This window comes from Chitinophaga pendula (genome assembly GCF_020386615.1).
Lineage (GTDB): Bacteria > Bacteroidota > Bacteroidia > Chitinophagales > Chitinophagaceae > Chitinophaga > Chitinophaga pendula.
In genome coordinates this window covers 2468620-2488202 of sequence record NZ_CP077769.1, presented here as the reverse complement: position 1 = coordinate 2488202, position 19583 = coordinate 2468620, and the positions used below count along the sequence as shown (strand labels likewise).

The following is a 19583-nucleotide window of genomic DNA, read 5'->3' as shown; positions in this document are numbered from 1 at the left end:
ATTTCTCTAACTTCACGGTCTTATAAAAATATCAGCGACAACGCGAGACAGATATGAGAAAAATAGAACTGGAAATAGTTGCTCTATCGCACAGCATTACGCAGACACATTCTTATGCGGTGGTATTAGGAGAGGTTAATGGATTACGCCGGTTGCCTATTGTAATTGGTGGATTTGAAGCCCAAGCCATCGCAGTAGCCCTGGAAAAGATGCAACCCAGCCGCCCCCTTACCCACGATCTGATGAAAAACTTTATGAGTGCATTTAATATAGAACTTCATGAAGTAGTGATCAGTAATTTACAGGAAGGTATATTCTATTCCAAGCTTATCTGTTCCAGCAATGATGAAACGATAGAGATTGATTCCCGCACATCAGATGCATTGGCGCTTGCCGTACGATTTGGATGTCCCATTTATACTTTTGAGAATATTTTAAACAGCGCCGGCATCCTCCTGGATGACCCTGCTGGTAAGAAAGGCACTAAACCGGTAACCCCTACCATTTCCGAACATGAAAAAGGTGCGGAAGATGATCTCCGGGCAATGAGCGTAGAAGAATTGACCATGCTATTGCAGGAAGTATTAGACCAGGAAGATTATATACGTGCAATCGCCATCCGCGACGAGATCAACAGCCGTAAAAGCAAATCCTGATAGCCGCCCGGCAAATGGTATTTTCCCTAATATCATTGTTATATCCGATCTTATTCATTTATCAGCATATTAAATGATAGTATTTCCCAATTGTAAGATCAATCTGGGTTTACATGTAACCGGCAAGCGGGCCGATGGTTTTCATGAATTGGAAACGGTCTTTTATCCACTGCCTATTACTGACGCTCTTGAAGTGGTCAGGGCGGATGAGCTGCTGTTTGAAGCCTCAGGCATTCCTATTGCCGGCCCGGTAAACGATAATTTATGTCTGCGCGCCTGGCATTTATTAAAAACGGACTTTCCGGCACTCCCTCCTGTCTCCATACACCTGCATAAATATATTCCAATGGGTGCAGGGCTGGGTGGTGGTTCTGCAGATGCCGCGTTTATGTTACAGTTGCTGAATGACAAATTTAAGCTGAACATAGATACGCCGCGTTTGCGTTCGTATGCAGCACAACTGGGTAGCGATTGTGCTTTTTTTATTAATAATCAGCCCTCTTTTGCTACCGGCCGGGGAGAGATATTGACGCCTTGCCCTGTGTCGTTAAAAGGATATGGATTTCTGGTAATATATCCGGGAATACATGTAAATACGGGTTGGGCATTTGGACAAATCATACCACAGGCACCGGCATTCGCGTTAAGTGAACGGATACTAGCGCCAGTAAATAAATGGAAAGACTTGATTACCAATGATTTTGAGGCACCTGTTTTTAAAGCACATCCGGTATTAGCGCAGGTAAAGCAGCGTTTGTATACACTTGGAGCGGTGTATGCGACGATGAGTGGAAGTGGTGCTTCGATGGTCGGAATTTTCCCAGAGGGAACAGCTATTCCCGAAAAGAAATGGGAACCGGCCTATCAGGTTTTTAGGGTAAAAGGAAGTATGTAAGGAAGGTTTTGCAATAAAGGGGCTGTGTAACTACTGACAATCAGCGGAATATAGCTACATATAAATAAAGCCGGTATCATAATGATACCGGCCTAATTATTTACAATCAGCGGTGGCTTATTTAACGGAAGCTACTAGCGTCTTGAAGGTTTCAGGTTCGTTCATGGCCAGGTCAGCCAGTACTTTTCTGTTCAGATCTATCTGTTTTTCAGACAATTTATGTATGAATTCAGAGTAGGTCAGCCCTTCTGCTCTTACAGCAGCGTTAATACGAGCGATCCACAACTGGCGATAGTTTCTTTTCTTTAACTTACGACCTACGTAACTATAGGTCAGCCCTTTTTCCAGGACGTTTTTGGCTACGGTATAGACATTTTTTCTTTTACCGTAAAAACCTTTGGCCTGCTTTAATATCTTTTTCCTCCGGGCCCTGGAAGCAACTGCGTTTACTGAACGAGGCATCTTATGCTTTTTTACTCAGGTTAATAAATTTGATAATAATTAGCGGAGACAGAGCATTCTCTTTACCAGGTTCAGGTTAGCTTCACTAACCAGGGTGCTCCCTCTCAGGCTACGTTTTCTTTTGGTAGCTTTCTTGGTCAACAAGTGACTCTTGAAAGCCTTAAACCGCTTAATCTGTCCGCTCCCGGTCACCTTAAAAGTCTTTTTAGCACGGGAATGTGTCTTTACTTTGGGCATCTTACATCAAATTTGGTCTGCAAAGGTAGGAAACTTTTTGATAAAGTTTCAGAGTATTATAAAATATTTATTCACGTCGTATATATGTGGATAACTTTTTCGCCTTTCCGCTGTTATATTAAATAATTGACTATCATAACCAAGTCCTATGCAATTTATACAAAATACTGTAAGTTAAAGCTCATAGTATCTTACACATTTTGTTATTCGTATATTATTCATATTTTTAACATCAAAATAGCAATATTTTTTAGCCATACCTTGAAAACTAATCGAAGCCTATGAAAACACTTTACACTATGTCACAAGTATGCCTATTAACGGCTACACAGAGTCTTCATGATGCCAAACCTATCCAGCGACTATTGTGATGAAAGCCGCCAACTGCTTCACCACTAATAGTTTTTTCACTCAACCTGTTTGCATCAATGAAACGATTTCTCTCCCTCATATACCTGCCACTGTTATGCGTATGGGCTAGCGCATACGGCCAAACCAAGGTCCTCATCAATGCACCGGACACTGTTTGTATGTCATCTCGGGGCGAACAGCGCTTTGCTTCCATCAATGCCACTCTTTATGGAGGTTCTGGTAGTAACGTCTGGAGCATAAATACCAACAATGTACGGTGGACCATCACACCGAGTACATATAATGTATTATATACGGCCAATCCGGGTAACCCACTTACCAGCAAATCATTAACGCTGTCGTTCACTGATCCTGGGCAGTATACTATCGTCGCTACGATGGAAGATGATAACGGTGTCACCTATACTAAAACAAATTACATTCAGGCACAGCGATGTGATATACAAGTCTGCGTAGGCCAGTTAACCAGTGCAGTCGATTTTGTCGAGGATTTCGGACAGCCCACCGGCAGGATCTGTTATCCCGGAGATGCTACCAAGCCTGCTAATCAAAAAGTAGTAGGATATACGTGTGCCGGTTATCCCCTGGGGGATAATTTTTATTTTATCAGTTCCAGTAGTAAAGGCCGTGATGAATGGGTAGATGTACCGGATCATACTGGTAACGGTAACGGTGGTATGCTGGTAGCCAACTCGTCTATCCAACCGATCAGGTTTTATCGCCGTTTACAAAAAGGATTATGTACCGGCGCGGTATATAACTTCAGTGCCTGGTTGTTGAATACAAACGGACAACAGGTATTTGAAAGCACCTGTATACTCGGAACAGACAATGGTAAACTGACAGGATACCGATATGCGGGAGTGACTTTCCGGATTGTAGATGCCAATACATTAAAGGTGATCGACTCCTTCCGGACCTATGACGTATCCATGAATCTGGATCAGCCTACCTGGCAGCGATACGGGGGAAGTTTTAAGACACCACCAGGTGTCAGTGATGTATATGTAGAAATTGTAAATAACAACCCGGGAGGATGTGGTAACGATATTGCGATAGACGATATTTCCTTCCAGTATTGTAGTCCATATATATTTGGCTTCATCGATGGCCGGCAGTCTCAGGCGCCGGCCGATAGTCTTTGTGAGGGTGCCCCTGTGGACCTTACCGCTTATTATTCCCCTAAAGACTACTTTAAAAAAGCTGTGTTCCGCTGGCAGCGAAGCGACGATGGCGGCGCTACCTGGCAGAACGTTTCCCATGTAAATGCCAAAGATTCCATATTACGTTTCGGGGTAGGAGAATTGAAAGGAAATCGTCTTACTCCTGTAGTGATCATGTTCCGCGTGAACATTTTCGAACTGGGTAATGAAAACAGTCCTTCCTGTGCGGCGCCCTCCACTCCTATTAAAATAACGATCCTTCCGGCGCCTAAGATTACGGTCTCGCAAGACCAGATATGTTTGGGAGATTCGACCGTACTGAGAGCATCGGGGGGATACTCGCGATACATATGGAAAAACACCTCCCCTCCTATCATCAAAGACACCCTACTTGTAAAACCCACCCGCGACTCCGTCTTTGGCGTGTATGGTATTGCCGACTATGGCAACAACCGTACCTGTAGGGATTCGGGGTTTGCATTGGTGAAAGTATATAATCCACCTGTCGTCAAGGCTACTGCTGATCCGATGATGTTATGTCTGGGAGAGCAGGTCACCTTAAAAGTACATGACACGTTATCTAAATTCAATGTGCTTTGGCAGCCGACCAATAAAACGACAACCACCATTACGGATATACCACCATCGCTTGGGCAGCGGAAATATGTCGTGACTGTTACCAATGTGAAATGCGTAGTCAAAGATAGTGTCACAGTAGATGTGATGCAGGTTCCCGTCGCCAATGCAGGTCCGGATCAAAGTCTATGTAATACCCCTGATTTCATCCTGCAGGGACAGGTAGCTAGCGGTCAGGCGGGAGAGTGGACCATTATATCTGACCCGGGAGGCACTGCTCTGCTGGAAGACAAGAACAAACCGAATTCCAAACTGACCAATGTAAAACCAGGTACCAGCGTCACACTGAGATGGTATGTTACCAATAGTGCATTGACCAAATGTTGGGCAGCCGATACTGTTATTATTACGAGCCTCGCTCCTATTAGTAATAATGTCATTGAGGCGGATCAGATCATCTGCCCTGCCAGCAAACCGGCGCCATTTACTGGTAAGGGAAGTCCTGCAGGAGCAACCGGTACTTATACCTACAGCTGGCAGATCAGTAACGATGGCATCGCCTTTACTAATATCGCCGGTGCTACTCAGCCAGACTATAATTATAATACGATTCCTAACAGGAACGTCCTTTACTTTAAACGTATCGTCACTTCCGGTGCTTGTACCAGTGAGAGTAATATTATTAAGGTCACGGTTTCCAATAATCCACCTACTGCCAGCCCGATGGCAGATATTACTACGGAATGTGAAATCGGTAAGGACTATACGCTGTTGTTTGACAGCCCGGTGTTTAACCACCCGGATGGCATGCTACTGACTTTCTCGTCTCCTGTAGATAATATTACCGGAACCTGTCCTACGCGTATCACTCGCACATGGACGGCGAAAGATCCTTGTAACCGGGTTGCAACAGCCACACAGACAATCATAGTCCGGGATACCAAACCCCCGGTATTCAACCAGCCATTGCCTCCGGCAGATACTACGGTCAACTGTGATGCCATCCCGGCACAACCAGTGATCACCGGAACAGATAATTGTACTACCGGCACTATCACCGCTACTTTACAGGAAACAAAAGGTCCGGTATCACCCGCCTGCGCCAGCTCATACACTCTTACCCGTGTATGGACACTGAAAGATGCATGTAATAATGCGGCTACCTATACGCAACTTATACATGTACAGGATACGACCAGGCCCACATTTAGTGTAAGCATTCCGAAGGATACCACCTTGAACTGTGATAAAGTACCAACAGCACCAACTATTACCGGAAGAGACAACTGTAATGGTAATCAAATTATTACAGCGACGATGGTGGAGACCAGGAGGAACCTGTCTGCCACCTGCGCCAGCAACTACGAGCTGACCAGGGTATGGACACTCACCGATCCTTGTGGTAATACCATGACGGGCAAACAGATCATCACCGTTCAGGATACTACTAAACCGAACTTTATGACCGTGATCCCTAAAGACACCACGGTCAACTGTGACAAAGTGCCTGCAGCGCCGACTGTTACTGGTACAGACAACTGTAATGGTGCCCAGCCCATCACTGCCACTATGGTAGAGACCAGGAGGAACCTGTCTGCTACCTGTGCCAGCAACTACGAGCTGACCAGGGTATGGACACTTACCGATCCTTGTGGTAATATCATGACCGCTAAACAGATCATCACCGTACAGGATACTACTAAACCGAACTTTACAACGGTAATACCGAAGGATACTACTGTCAACTGTGATAAGGTACCAAGTGCACCGACCGTGACCGGTACAGACAACTGTAATGGTGCTCAGCCGATCACAGCTACCATGGTAGAAACCAGGAGGAACCTGTCTGCTACCTGTGCCAGCAACTATGAGCTGACTAGGGTATGGACACTCACCGATCCTTGTGGTAATACTACCACTGCCAAACAGATCATCACCGTACAGGATACTACTAAACCAGTATTTGATGTGACCATTCCGAAGGATACCACGGTCAACTGTGACAACGTACCTACGGCGCCGACCGTGACCGGTACAGATAATTGTAATGGTAACCAACCCATCACTGCCACTATGGTAGAGACCAAGAGAAACTTGTCTACCACCTGTGCCAGCAACTACGAGCTGACCAGGGTGTGGACGCTCACCGACCCTTGTGGTAATACTACTACTGCCAAACAGATCATCACCGTACAGGATACTACCAGACCCACTTTTACTACTATGATCCCCAAAGACACCGTAGTGAATTGTGATAAGGTACCAACAGCACCGACTGTGACTGGTACAGACAATTGTAATGGTAACCAACCCATCACCGCGGCGATGGTAGAGACCAGGAGGAACCTGTCTGCCACCTGTGCCAGCAACTACGAGCTGACCAGGGTGTGGACACTCACCGATCCTTGTGGTAATACTACTACTGCCAAACAGATCATCACCATACAGGATACTACCAGACCGAACTTTACGACCGTGATCCCTAAAGACACCACGGTCAACTGTGATAAAGTTCCTACAGCACCGGCTGTGACCGGTACGGATAATTGTAATGGTAACCAACCCATCACCGCGGCGATGGTAGAGACCAGGAGGAACCTGTCTGCCACCTGTGCCAGCAACTATGAGCTGACCAGGGTGTGGACACTCACCGATCCTTGTGGTAATATCATGACCGCCAAACAGATCATCACCGTACAGGATACTACTAAACCGAACTTTACGACCGTGATCCCTAAAGACACCACGGTCAACTGTGACAACGTACCTACGGCACCGATCGTGACCGGTACAGATAATTGTAATGGTAACCAGCCAATCACAGCTACCATGGTAGAAACCAAAAGGAACCTGTCTGCTACCTGCGCCAGCAACTATGAGCTGACCAGGGTGTGGACACTCACCGATCCTTGTGGTAATACTACTACTGCCAAACAGATCATCACCGTACAGGATACTACTAAAGCGAACTTTACGACCGTGATCCCTAAAGACACCACGGTCAACTGTGACAAAGTGCCTGCAGCGCCGACTGTTACTGGTACAGACAACTGTAATGGTGCCCAGCCCATCACTGCCACTATGGTAGAGACCAGGAGGAACCTGTATGCCACCTGCGCCAGCAACTACGAGCTGACCAGGGTATGGACACTCACCGACCCTTGTGGTAATATCATGACCGCTAAACAGATCATCACCGTTCAGGATACTACTAAACCTACCTTTACAACGGTAATACCGAAGGATACTACTGTCGACTGTGATAAGGTACCTGCAGCGCCGACTGTGACCGGTACAGACAACTGTAATGGTGCTCAGCCGATCACTGCTACCATGGTAGAAACCAGGAGGAACCTGTCTGCCACCTGTGCCAGCAACTATGAGCTGACCAGGGTATGGACACTCACCGACCCTTGCGGTAATATCATGACCGCTAAACAGATCATCACTGTACAGGACACTACTAAACCGGTATTTGATGTGACCATTCCGAAGGATACCACGGTCAACTGTGATAAGGTACCTGCGGCGCCGACCGTGACCGGTACAGATAATTGTAATGGTGCCCAACCCATCACTGCCACTATGGTAGAGACCAAGAGAAACTTGTCTACCACCTGTGCCAGCAACTACGAGCTGACCAGGGTGTGGACACTCACCGATCCTTGTGGTAATACTACCACTGCCAAACAGATCATCACCGTACAGGATACTACTAAACCGAACTTTACGACCGTGATCCCTAAAGACACCACGGTCAACTGTGATAAAGTTCCTACAGCACCAACTGTGACTGGTACAGACAATTGTAATGGTAACCAACCCATCACCGCGGCGATGGTAGAGACCAGGAGGAACCTGTCTGCCACCTGTGCCAGCAACTACGAGCTGACCAGGGTATGGACACTCACCGATCCTTGTGGTAATACTACCACTGCCAAACAGATCATCACCGTACAGGATACTACTAAACCGAACTTTACGACCGTGATCCCTAAAGACACCACGGTCAACTGTGACAACGTACCTACGGCACCGACTGTGACCGGTACAGACAACTGTAATGGTGCTCAGCCGATCACTGCTACCATGGTAGAAACCAGGAGGAACCTGTCTGCCACCTGTGCCAGCAACTATGAGCTGACCAGGGTGTGGACACTCACCGATCCTTGCGGTAATACTACCACTGCCAAACAGATCATCACCGTACAGGATACTACTAAACCGAACTTTACGACCGTGATCCCTAAAGACACCACGGTCAACTGTGACAACGTACCTACGGCACCGACCGTGACCGGTACAGATAATTGTAATGGTAACCAGCCAATCACAGCTACCATGGTAGAAACCAAAAGGAACCTGTCTGCTACCTGCGCCAGCAACTACGAACTGACCAGGGTATGGACACTCACCGATCCTTGTGGTAATATCATGACCGCTAAACAGATCATCACCGTTCAGGATACCACTAAACCGAACTTTACGACCGTGATCCCTAAAGACACCACGGTCAACTGTGACAAAGTGCCTGCAGCGCCGACTGTTACTGGTACAGACAACTGTAATGGTGCCCAGCCCATCACTGCTACCATGGTAGAGACCCGGAGGAACCTGTCTGCCACCTGCGCCAGCAACTACGAGCTGACCAGGGTATGGACACTCACCGACCCTTGCGGTAATATCATGACCGCTAAACAGATCATCACCGTTCAGGACACTACTAAACCGGTATTTGATGTGACCATTCCGAAGGATACCACGGTCAACTGTGATAAGGTACCTGCGGCGCCGACTGTGACCGGTACAGACAATTGTAATGGTGCTCAGCCGATCACAGCTACCATGGTAGAAACCAGGAGGAACCTGTCTGCCACCTGTGCCAGCAACTATGAGCTGACCAGGGTATGGACACTCACCGATCCTTGTGGTAATATCATGACCGCTAAACAGATCATCACTGTACAGGACACTACTAAACCGGTATTTGATGTGACCATTCCGAAGGATACCACGGTCAACTGTGATAAGGTACCTGCGGCGCCGACCGTGACCGGTACAGATAATTGTAATGGTGCCCAACCCATCACTGCCACTATGGTAGAGACCAAGAGAAACTTGTCTACCACCTGTGCCAGCAACTACGAGCTGACCAGGGTGTGGACACTCACCGATCCTTGTGGTAATACTACCACTGCCAAACAGATCATCACCGTACAGGATACTACTAAACCGAACTTTACGACCGTGATCCCTAAAGACACCACGGTCAACTGTGATAAAGTTCCTACAGCACCAACTGTGACTGGTACAGACAATTGTAATGGTAACCAACCCATCACCGCGGCGATGGTAGAGACCAGGAGGAACCTGTCTGCCACCTGTGCCAGCAACTACGAGCTGACCAGGGTGTGGACGCTCACCGATCCTTGTGGTAATACTACTACTGCCAAACAGATCATCACCGTACAGGATACTACTAAACCGAACTTTACGACCGTGATCCCTAAAGACACCACGGTCAACTGTGACAACGTACCTACGGCACCGACTGTTACTGGTACAGACAACTGTAATGGTGCGCAGCCGATCACTGCTACCATGGTAGAAACCAGGAGGAACCTGTCTGCCACCTGTGCCAGCAACTATGAGCTGACCAGGGTGTGGACACTCACCGATCCTTGTGGTAATATCATGACCGCTAAACAGATCATCACCGTACAGGATACTACTAAACCGAACTTTACGACCGTGATCCCTAAAGACACCACGGTCAACTGTGACAACGTACCTACGGCACCGACCGTGACCGGTACAGACAACTGTAATGGTGCTCAGCCAATCACAGCTACCATGGTAGAAACCAAAAGGAACCTGTCTGCTACCTGCGCCAGCAACTACGAGCTGACCAGGGTATGGACACTCACCGATCCTTGTGGTAATATCATGACCGCTAAACAGATCATCACCGTACAGGATACTACTAAACCGAACTTTACGACCGTGATCCCTAAAGACACCACGGTCAACTGTGACAACGTACCTACGGCACCGACCGTGACCGGTACAGACAATTGTAACGGTAACCAGCCGATCACTGCTACCATGGTTGAGACCAAAAGGAACCTGTCTGCCACCTGTGCCAGCAACTATGAGCTGACCAGGGTATGGACACTTACCGATCCTTGTGGTAATATTATGACCGCTAAACAGATCATCACCGTTCAGGATACCACTAAACCTACCTTTACAACGGTAATACCGAAGGATACTACTGTCGACTGTGATAAGGTACCTGCAGCGCCGACTGTGACCGGTACAGACAACTGTAATGGTGCTCAGCCGATCACTGCTACCATGGTAGAAACCAGGAGGAACCTGTCTGCCACCTGTGCCAGCAACTACGAGCTGACCAGGGTATGGACACTCACCGATCCTTGTGGCAATGCAACCATCGCCAAACAGATCATCACTGTACAGGATACCACCAAACCGGTATTTGATGTGACCATTCCGAAGGATACCACGGTCAACTGTGACAAGGTACCTGCGGCGCCGACTGTGACTGGTACAGACAATTGTAATGGTGCTCAGCCGATCACTGCTACCATGGTAGAGACCAGGAGGAACCTGTCTGCTACCTGCGCCAGCAACTACGAACTGACCAGGGTATGGACACTCACCGATCCTTGTGGTAATATCATGACCGCTAAACAGATCATCACCGTACAGGATACTACTAAACCGAACTTTACGACCGTGATCCCTAAAGACACCACGGTGAATTGTGATAAGGTACCAACAGCACCGACTGTGACTGGTACAGACAATTGTAATGGTAACCAACCCATCACCGCGGCGATGGTAGAGACCAGGAGGAACCTGTCTGCTACCTGTGCCAGCAACTACGAGCTGACCAGGGTGTGGACACTCACCGATCCTTGTGGTAATATCATGACCGCTAAACAGATCATCACCGTACAGGATACTACTAAACCGAACTTTACGACCGTGATCCCTAAAGACACCACGGTCAACTGTGACAACGTACCTACGGCACCGACCGTGACCGGTACAGACAATTGTAACGGTAACCAGCCAATCACAGCTACCATGGTAGAAACCAGGAGGAACCTGTCTGCTACCTGCGCCAGCAACTATGAGCTGACCAGGGTATGGACACTCACCGACCCTTGCGGTAATATCATGACCGCTAAACAGATCATCACTGTACAGGACACTACTAAACCGGTATTTGATGTGACTATTCCGAAGGATACTACTGTCGACTGTGATAAGGTACCAACAGCACCGACCGTGACCGGTACGGACAACTGTAATGGTGCTCAGCCGATCACTGCTACCATGGTTGAGACCAAAAGGAACCTGTCTGCCACCTGTGCCAGCAACTATGAGTTGACCAGAGTGTGGACGCTCACCGATCCTTGCGGTAATATCATGACCGCTAAACAGATCATCACCGTTCAGGATACTACTAAACCGAACTTTACGACCGTGATCCCTAAAGACACCACGGTCAACTGTGACAAAGTGCCTGCAGCGCCGACCGTGACCGGTACAGACAACTGTAATGGCGCCCAGCCGATCACAGCTACCATGGTAGAAACCAGGAGGAACCTGTCTGCCACCTGTGCCAGCAACTATGAGCTAACCAGGGTATGGACACTCACCGATCCTTGTGGCAATACTACTACTGCCAAACAGATCATCACTGTACAGGATACCACCAAACCGGTATTTAATGTGGTCATTCCCAAGGATACTACTGTCAACTGTGATAATGTGCCTGCAATACCAACATTAACCGGTACCGATAATTGTGTGACGAATGAAATCAAAGCTGCTGGCAATGAAATAAAAGTGACGCTACCTAATAGTTGCGTGAACAATTACCGACTGGTACGTACTTGGATATTGGTGGACGACTGTGGTAACACCACGACGGCTACCCAAACTATTACGGTACAGGATACCACCAGGCCGGTATTTAATGTGGTCATTCCCAAGGATACTATCGTCAACTGTGATAAGGTACCTGCAGCCCCTACCCTTACCGGCATGGACAATTGTAATGGTAACCAACCCATCACTGCAGCGATGGTAGAGACCAGGAGGAACCTGTCTGCTACCTGTGCCAGCAACTACGAGCTGACCAGGGTGTGGACGCTCACCGATCCTTGTGGCAATACTACTACTGCCAAACAGATCATCACCGTACAGGATACTACCAGACCCACTTTTACTACTATGATCCCCAAAGACACCGTGGTGAATTGTGATAAGGTACCAACAGCACCGACTGTGACCGGTACGGATAATTGTAATGGTAACCAACCCATCACCGCGGCGATGGTAGAGACCAGGAGGAGTCTGTCTGCTACCTGTGCCAGCAACTACGAGCTGACCAGGGTATGGACACTCACCGATCCTTGTGGCAATACCACTACTGCCAAACAGGTAATTACAGTACAGGATACTACCAGACCCACCTTTACTACTGTGATCCCTAAAGACACGGTGGTGAATTGCGATAAGGTACCTGCAGCGCCGACCCTTACCGGTATGGACAACTGTAATGGCAATCAGCCTATCACTGCAACGATGGTAGAAACCAAAAAGAGTCTGTCTGCTACCTGTGCCAGCAATTATGAGCTGACCAGGGTATGGACACTCACCGATCCTTGTGGTAATACCACTGTCGCCCAACAGGTGATCATCGTACAGGATACCACCAGACCGGTATTCAATGTGCGGATACCTAAAGACACTACTGTGGACTGTGACAAGGTGCCGGCAGCAACAGCCATCACTGGTACGGACAATTGTAACGGCAATCAGCCGGTCACTGCTACGATGGTGGAAACCAGGAAGGACCTCTCCGCTACCTGCAACAGCAATTATCAGCTGACCAGGGTATGGACACTCACTGACCCTTGTGGTAACACCAACACTGCAACGCAGGTAATTACTGTACAGGATACGACCAAGCCCGTGTTTAATGTGCAGATACCGATAGACACTACGGTGAATTGTGATAAAGTACCTGTGGCACCTGCTATCACCGGTACGGACAACTGTAACGGAGGTCAGCTCATCACAGCGACCCTGCAGGAGACCAAGAGGAGCCTGTCTGCTACTTGCGCTAGCAACTATGAGCTGACCAGGGTGTGGACACTCAAAGATCCTTGTGGTAATATCATGACTGCTAAACAGATCATCACTGTACAGGATACCACTAAACCGGTATTCAATGTGCAGATACCTAGAGATACAACGGTAAATTGCGACCAGCTCCCAGCAGCGCCAGCCATCACCGGTACGGATAATTGCAGTGCCGGCAACGGATTGACAGCCTCCCTTACAGAAAGTAAGCAGGCTATTCCAAATACATGCGCCAACAATTACATACTGGTACGTAAATGGACGCTCAAAGACGACTGTGGCAATATGATAGAAGCCAGTCAAAGGATCACCGTACAAGATACTACTAAGCCAAGGTTTGGTGTGGCCATACCTCGCGATACCATTGTGGATTGCGATAAGGTGCCTGCACAACCTGTTTTAACAGGTATGGATAACTGTACAACAGGACTGATTACAGCTACCAACAAAGAAACAAGAGTGGATATTGCCGGTGCATGTGCGAACAATTACCGCCTGATCCGTACCTGGACATTGACGGATGAATGCGGTAACTTCACTACAGCTACGCAGAACATCACCGTACAGGATACTACGAAACCGGTGTTTAACGTACGGATACCAAGAGATACGACGGTGGATTGTGACAAAGTACCCGTACAACCCACGCTCACCGGTGTTGATAACTGTACGCCGGGAACGATCGTCGCCAGTGGAAAAGAGAGAAAAGAGAGCATCTTCGGTGAATGTGATAATCGCTACAGATTGATCCGTACCTGGACCATCGTTGACAAGTGTGGTAATGACTCCACCGTAACCCAGGTGATAACAGTACAGGATACTACTAAACCGGTATTTAATGTACGGATACCGAAGGATACTACCGTGAATTGTGACCAGATACCGGCTATGCCGACTATTACCGGTACAGACAACTGTACACCTGGTGCGATCGTCGCAAAAGCAGCAGAAAGGAGAGAAACCATTCCAGGTGCATGTGATAATAATTACCGCTTGCTAAGGACATGGACACTCACAGACCAGTGTGGACTGACGGTGAAAGCGACACAAGTAATATATGTACAGGATACCACCAGACCTGTATTTAACGTAGCAATACCAAGGGATACTACTGTGAACTGTGATGCTGTACCTACGCGCCCGGTACTTACCGCTACGGATAACTGCACACCTGGTGTGATCAATGTGACCGCTACAGATGTGAGGGAGGAAATACCAGGAAGCAGGTGTGCCGCTAACTATCGTATTATTCGTACCTGGACTGCTATGGACCCATGTGGAAATAGCAATACCGTTAAACAGGTAATCACCGTGCAGGATACTACCCGACCTGTATTCTCTATCCCTCAGCTGCCTAATATGACGGTAGATTGTGATAAAGTACCGGAATGGCCGGTGATGACCGCTACGGATAACTGCAGTGGCAGTGTAGAAGTGAAAACAAGCCAGACGAAAGAATTCCTGTCTGGTATCTGCGCCCGCAACTATCGACTGATCCGTACCTGGAAAGCGACCGATGCCTGTGGTAATCTGGCCACACTGCAGCAGATCATTACGGTGCAGGACACCACTAAACCAGTATTCACGGTAATGCCGCCTGCAGATACGACGGTAAGTTGCGATGCTATTCCTGCTCCGCCGGCCAACATCAGTGCGGTGGATAATTGTAGCCCTGGCAGTCAGATCAGGGTAGTGCGTACACAAGAACGCTGGGAAATACCAGGTGCCTGCGCCAATAACTTCCTGATCATCCGCACCTGGACGGCTACTGATGATTGTAATAACCAGGCAATAGTACGTCAGGTGATCACCGTGAAGGACACTACGCGGCCTGTCATCGCCCCTGCCCCTGCAGACCAGACTGTCAAGTGCGGGGAGCTGATACCTCATGCACCAGCACTTACTGCCACCGACAACTGTGACCCATCCTTCCCTAAAAAGGTGACCATGACAGAAGATCCTTACGTGAAGGATGTATGTTCCGGCTACACCATTGTAAGAAGATGGAGCATAAGAGACGCCTGTGGTAATATTGCTGACGAGCGGGTACAACGGATCACGGTACTCCCCTGTCCGAAACCACAGATAGATCCGGCGCTGCCTGTGAACTGTTCTGATAATTCTACCTTTGTATTGCAACTGGCCAGCAAAGTAAACCGGCCTACCTTCACCCTGGTGAGTGTAACACCGGCAAATGCTGTACAGGTACCGCTGTCTCAACAGACCAATATCTTCAACCTGAATGGTGCTACCGAAGCTGCATTTGTGGTGAAAGATGGTGTGACAGGATGTGTGTCCGATACGGTGGTCTTCAAACTTACATACAACGCCAAACCAGTCGTGAACCTGGGCAGGGATACGACCATCTGCGGTGGTAACAGCCTGATACTGGATGCCGGCGCCAACAACTTCGCCTATAATATACGCTGGTCTACCGGAGCCACCACACAACGTATACCGGTGTCACAAGCCGGCACTTACTGGGTGACAGTGACCAATGGTATCTGTTCTACCACCGATACGATAAAAGTAGCGATGGTACCGACGCCGCTGGTTGACCTGCCGGATACGACCATCTGTCGTGGGCAGTCTGTGAAACTGGATGCTTTTGTAGCTGGCGCCTCCTACCTCTGGAGCAATGGGTCTACGAATTCATCTATATTGGTAAGTACACAGGAACAGTACTGGGTGAAGGTGATGAAGAGCGGCTGTATTACGATCGACACCGTGAAGGTGACCGTGAATCCTCCTCCGGACATCAGCTTGAGCCGTGATACGACTATTTGCCCGGATCAGTCCATTATCCTGACGGTGAATGCAAGTGGAGGCCGTATCAGGTGGCAAACCGGTGAAACCACTAATTCCATCGTGGTTTCCAAACCGGGTAACTATTGGGTATCGGTTAGCAGCGAGAACTGTGTGGTAAGAGATACCGTGCATGTACGTATGAAACCATCTATTAAGGTAGATCTCGGTCCGGACAGACAGTTGTGCCCGGGTGCTAAGCTCACCCTCAACGGCACTAACCCGGATGCGGTGTCTTACCTCTGGAACGATGGTGATACCAATCCTGTGAAAGAGATCACACAAGGCGGCAAGTACAAGCTGGCTGTGATGGATCGCTTCTGTCAGCGAATTGTTACTGATAGTATGAAAGTGACGATGGAAGGCGCTCCTGTGATTAACCTCGGAAGGGATACGGTGATGTGTAAAGGAGAAAAACTGGTACTGCGCGCAGATGCACCAGGAGTAACGGGTATCCGTTGGAGTGATGGTTCTACCGGGCCTACACTCACCGTAACAGAAGCTGGCACCTATGCGGTTACTGTATTCAATGAATGTGGTAGCAGCACTGACCAGATCACCGTAGACTTCATCAAATGTGAGCCAAAACCGACGCTGCCGAATGCGTTTTCTCCTAACGGGGATGGCCGGAATGACATTTTCCGCCCTGTAGTAAGAGGACCGATGTACAACTATGAACTGCGTGTGTTCAACAGATGGGGTGAATTGATCTTCCTGACCTCCGATGACCACAGAGGATGGGACGGTAAATACAAAGGAGCCCCGGTTGACAACGGTACCTATGTATGGTGGCTTACTTACAAGAAAGTACCTGGCGGAGAGCCTCACGTACTGAAAGGAGAAGTGACCGTAATAAGATAACGGCAGACCAGCCAGTAAAAAGTCCCACCCTATTATGGTGTGGGACTTTTTTTTATGACGGCTATTTAACTTATGTCGCGCCAGAAATGTTTAATTTCATTGTAGCAGGAAACAGGTGTTTGTGTCCTGTTTGTATATGGCGTTTATAATAAAGCAGAGCTCATGAAAGTATATGACACTATTACGGCTGCACTAACCGATCTTCGGAAGAGAGGTTTCACCGTGGATTTTAATTTGCAGTTTGACCAGATCACTTGTAATGATCCTATTGCCAATGCCCGCATTGAAGATTTTGAAGTATTGGAAACGTATCGTTTTGAAGGTGATACTGACCCTGCCGATGAGTCGATCGTCTATGGTATTGTCACCAAAAACGGGCACAAGGGGGTACTGATCCATGCCTACGGTACTTATGCGGAAGACATATCAGAGGATATGATCCGGAAACTAAAAGTTCATGTATAAGAAAAGGGACCGTATCGGTCCCTTTTTCTATTAGTTATTATGTACACCCTTTTGAGGGTACGCTATTATTCTGTCTTGGCTTTCCCGATCTTTCCGAGATGTGTATCATGGAATCCCGTCAGCTGTTTAAGACCATAGCCGAAAATACGATCCATACTTGCATGAGCAAACAGAATCAGCCCTGCGAATAATAAGGGGTCACTTTCCAGGTAGTTACCTGCCAGGTATACCAAAATGGCGATGCCTTTATGATGCAAAAGATTGTATAAAAAAGCGCCTGCTTTATTCCCTCCCAAATATCCCAACATGCTCAGGTCTGGCAGGAGTATACATGCTGCAAACAACCACCAGGAGTATGGGCTTTGTTGTTGAAATAAGAACAGGGCCAGCAGCAACATACCAACCTCTTCCAATTGTAAAATGCGCTTCATCATGGCTGTAAATTAGTAAGAAAAGCAATACCAATAAAAAGCAAAAGGTGAAAAGAGGGTTTATAAGCTATTCATAATCAGCCAAACACTCTTTTCACCTTTATGTGAATGTTGAAGTTAAAGTTTTAGTACAATATCCTTGTTTTAATGGTATGGTTGACCTCTTTGAGCAGTGCCAATGCTTCCTGTGATAGTTCCATATCTACATCAAGAACTACGTACCCGATACGGTCATTTGTTTTAAGATACTGGCCTAATACGTTGATCTTTTTTCCGGACAAGGCTGTGTTGATCTCGGAAAGTACTCCTGGTACGTTTTCGTGTATATGTAGTATCCGATGTGTATTTTCTATAGCCGGTACGCTCAAAGCGGGGATGGTATGAGAACCGAAGCTGGCACCTTTCTCCAGGTAATTGAGCATTTTACTGCTTACATCCAGGCCGATGTTGTGCTGCGCTTCTTCTGTACTGCCTCCGATATGGGGGGTAAGGATTACGTTGGGTAGCTGTTGGAGTGGCGTTGTAAAAGCGGCGCCGTTTTTTTCTGGTTCTACAGGGAATACATCTATGGCGGCGCCGGCGAGCTGACCGCTCTCGAGTGCTGCTTTCAATGCATCCAGGTCTACCACTTCTCCTCTTGCATAGTTAATGAAGATGGCACCTTTTTTTACATCCTTCAGGGTCTGCTGATTGATCATATTGGCAGTTGCCGGTGTGGACGGTACATGGAGGGAAATGATATCAGCTTTTCCCAGAAGTTCGTGCAATTTCCTTTCCTGGGATGCATTGCCAAGTGGTAGTTTGGTTTCTACATCATAGTAGATCACATCCATGCCCATTCCCTCGGCGAGTACACTTACCTGGCTGCCGATATTGCCATAACCGATAATGCCTAACGTTTTACCCCTTAGCTCAAAGCTGCCGGCAGCTTCTTTTCTCCAGATACCTTCATGTGCAGCTTTGTTCTTATCGGGTATACGACGGATAAGCATGATGGACAATCCTATCACGAGTTCGGCTACAGAACGTGTGTTGCTATATGGTGCGTTAAAAACGGCTACTCCGAATTCGGTAGCGCTTTTAAGATCTACCTGGTTGGTGCCGATACAAAAACACCCGATAGCCTGTAATTTATTGGCTGCTTCCAGTACTTTGCGGGTAACCTGTGTCTTCGATCGTATTCCCAGCAAATGTACATCCTTAATCTCCCGGATCAGCTCTTCTTCTCCAAGCGCACCGTTCAACTTCCGAACATTGGTGTAACCGGCATTGGTAAATTCAGCTACAGCGGCGTCGCTGATATTTTCCAACAATAAAATACTGATCTTTTCTTTTGGATAACTTGTCATCTTTTGCTGGTCCATGTTAGTTTTATTTATATTCCTGTTGCTGTTCCCATGTGGGATAACAGCGTGGGCTTTGTTAAAATCAACCGTCAATTGGCTTAATAATTGTGGTGATGGGGAAAAACAAGTCA

The 19583-nt window shown here is 47.8% G+C and carries 8 protein-coding genes; 4 read left to right on the top strand and 4 right to left on the bottom strand.

The features are described 5' to 3' along the window. The first annotated feature begins 53 nt into the window (after positions 1 to 53). Both KTO58_RS09115 and ispE read left to right on the top strand, forming a co-directional pair. Entirely contained in the window at positions 54 to 656 is a 603-nt protein-coding gene (locus KTO58_RS09115; protein WP_095839666.1) for a bifunctional nuclease family protein, read from the top strand. Positions 657 to 729: 73 nt separating this feature from the next. Next, positions 730 to 1551, top strand: coding sequence for a 4-(cytidine 5'-diphospho)-2-C-methyl-D-erythritol kinase (gene ispE, locus KTO58_RS09110; protein WP_095839667.1), 822 nt, complete (start codon positions 730 to 732; stop codon positions 1549 to 1551). Between the two features lie 117 nt (positions 1552 to 1668). On the opposite strand, the gene rplT is transcribed toward ispE, so the two are convergent. Continuing rightward, a complete protein-coding gene (gene rplT / locus KTO58_RS09105; protein ID WP_095839668.1) occupies positions 1669 to 2013 on the bottom strand; it encodes a 50S ribosomal protein L20 in 345 nt (114 codons plus the stop codon). 39 nt (positions 2014 to 2052) lie between these two features. Beyond that, positions 2053 to 2250: a 50S ribosomal protein L35 gene (gene rpmI / locus KTO58_RS09100; protein WP_095839669.1), complete on the bottom strand. Its 198-nt coding sequence runs from the start codon at positions 2248 to 2250 to the stop codon at positions 2053 to 2055. Positions 2251 to 2678: 428 nt separating this feature from the next. Here rpmI and KTO58_RS09095 point away from each other — a divergent pair, with 428 nt between their 5' ends. After that, positions 2679 to 17210, top strand: a complete 14532-nt coding sequence (locus KTO58_RS09095) for a T9SS type B sorting domain-containing protein (RefSeq protein ID WP_225860153.1) — start codon at positions 2679 to 2681, stop codon at positions 17208 to 17210. A gap of 162 nt (positions 17211 to 17372) precedes the next feature. After that, positions 17373 to 17675, top strand: a complete 303-nt coding sequence (locus tag KTO58_RS09090; RefSeq protein ID WP_095839676.1) for a phosphoribosylpyrophosphate synthetase — start codon at positions 17373 to 17375, stop codon at positions 17673 to 17675. A 65-nt stretch (positions 17676 to 17740) separates the two neighbouring features. On the opposite strand, the gene KTO58_RS09085 is transcribed toward KTO58_RS09090, so the two are convergent. Beyond that, a complete protein-coding gene (locus KTO58_RS09085) occupies positions 17741 to 18109 on the bottom strand; it encodes a DUF4260 domain-containing protein (protein WP_225860152.1) in 369 nt (122 codons plus the stop codon). Between the two features lie 122 nt (positions 18110 to 18231). Then, positions 18232 to 19470 (bottom strand): phosphoglycerate dehydrogenase, encoded by a 1239-nt coding sequence (serA, locus tag KTO58_RS09080; RefSeq protein WP_095841640.1) that lies wholly within the window; start codon positions 19468 to 19470, stop codon positions 18232 to 18234. Positions 19471 to 19583 lie beyond the last annotated feature (113 nt).

Coding starts and splice junctions, on each gene's coding strand:
- rpmI (WP_095839669.1), bottom strand. CDS start 2,250: ATGCCCAAAGTAAAGACACATTCCCGTGCTAAAAAGACTTTTAAGGTG.
- rplT (WP_095839668.1), bottom strand. CDS start 2,013: ATGCCTCGTTCAGTAAACGCAGTTGCTTCCAGGGCCCGGAGGAAAAAG.
- KTO58_RS09085 (WP_225860152.1), bottom strand. CDS start 18,109: ATGATGAAGCGCATTTTACAATTGGAAGAGGTTGGTATGTTGCTGCTG.
- ispE (WP_095839667.1), top strand. CDS start 730: ATGATAGTATTTCCCAATTGTAAGATCAATCTGGGTTTACATGTAACC.
- serA (WP_095841640.1), bottom strand. CDS start 19,470: ATGGACCAGCAAAAGATGACAAGTTATCCAAAAGAAAAGATCAGTATT.
- KTO58_RS09115 (WP_095839666.1), top strand. CDS start 54: ATGAGAAAAATAGAACTGGAAATAGTTGCTCTATCGCACAGCATTACG.
- KTO58_RS09090 (WP_095839676.1), top strand. CDS start 17,373: ATGAAAGTATATGACACTATTACGGCTGCACTAACCGATCTTCGGAAG.
- KTO58_RS09095 (WP_225860153.1), top strand. CDS start 2,679: ATGAAACGATTTCTCTCCCTCATATACCTGCCACTGTTATGCGTATGG.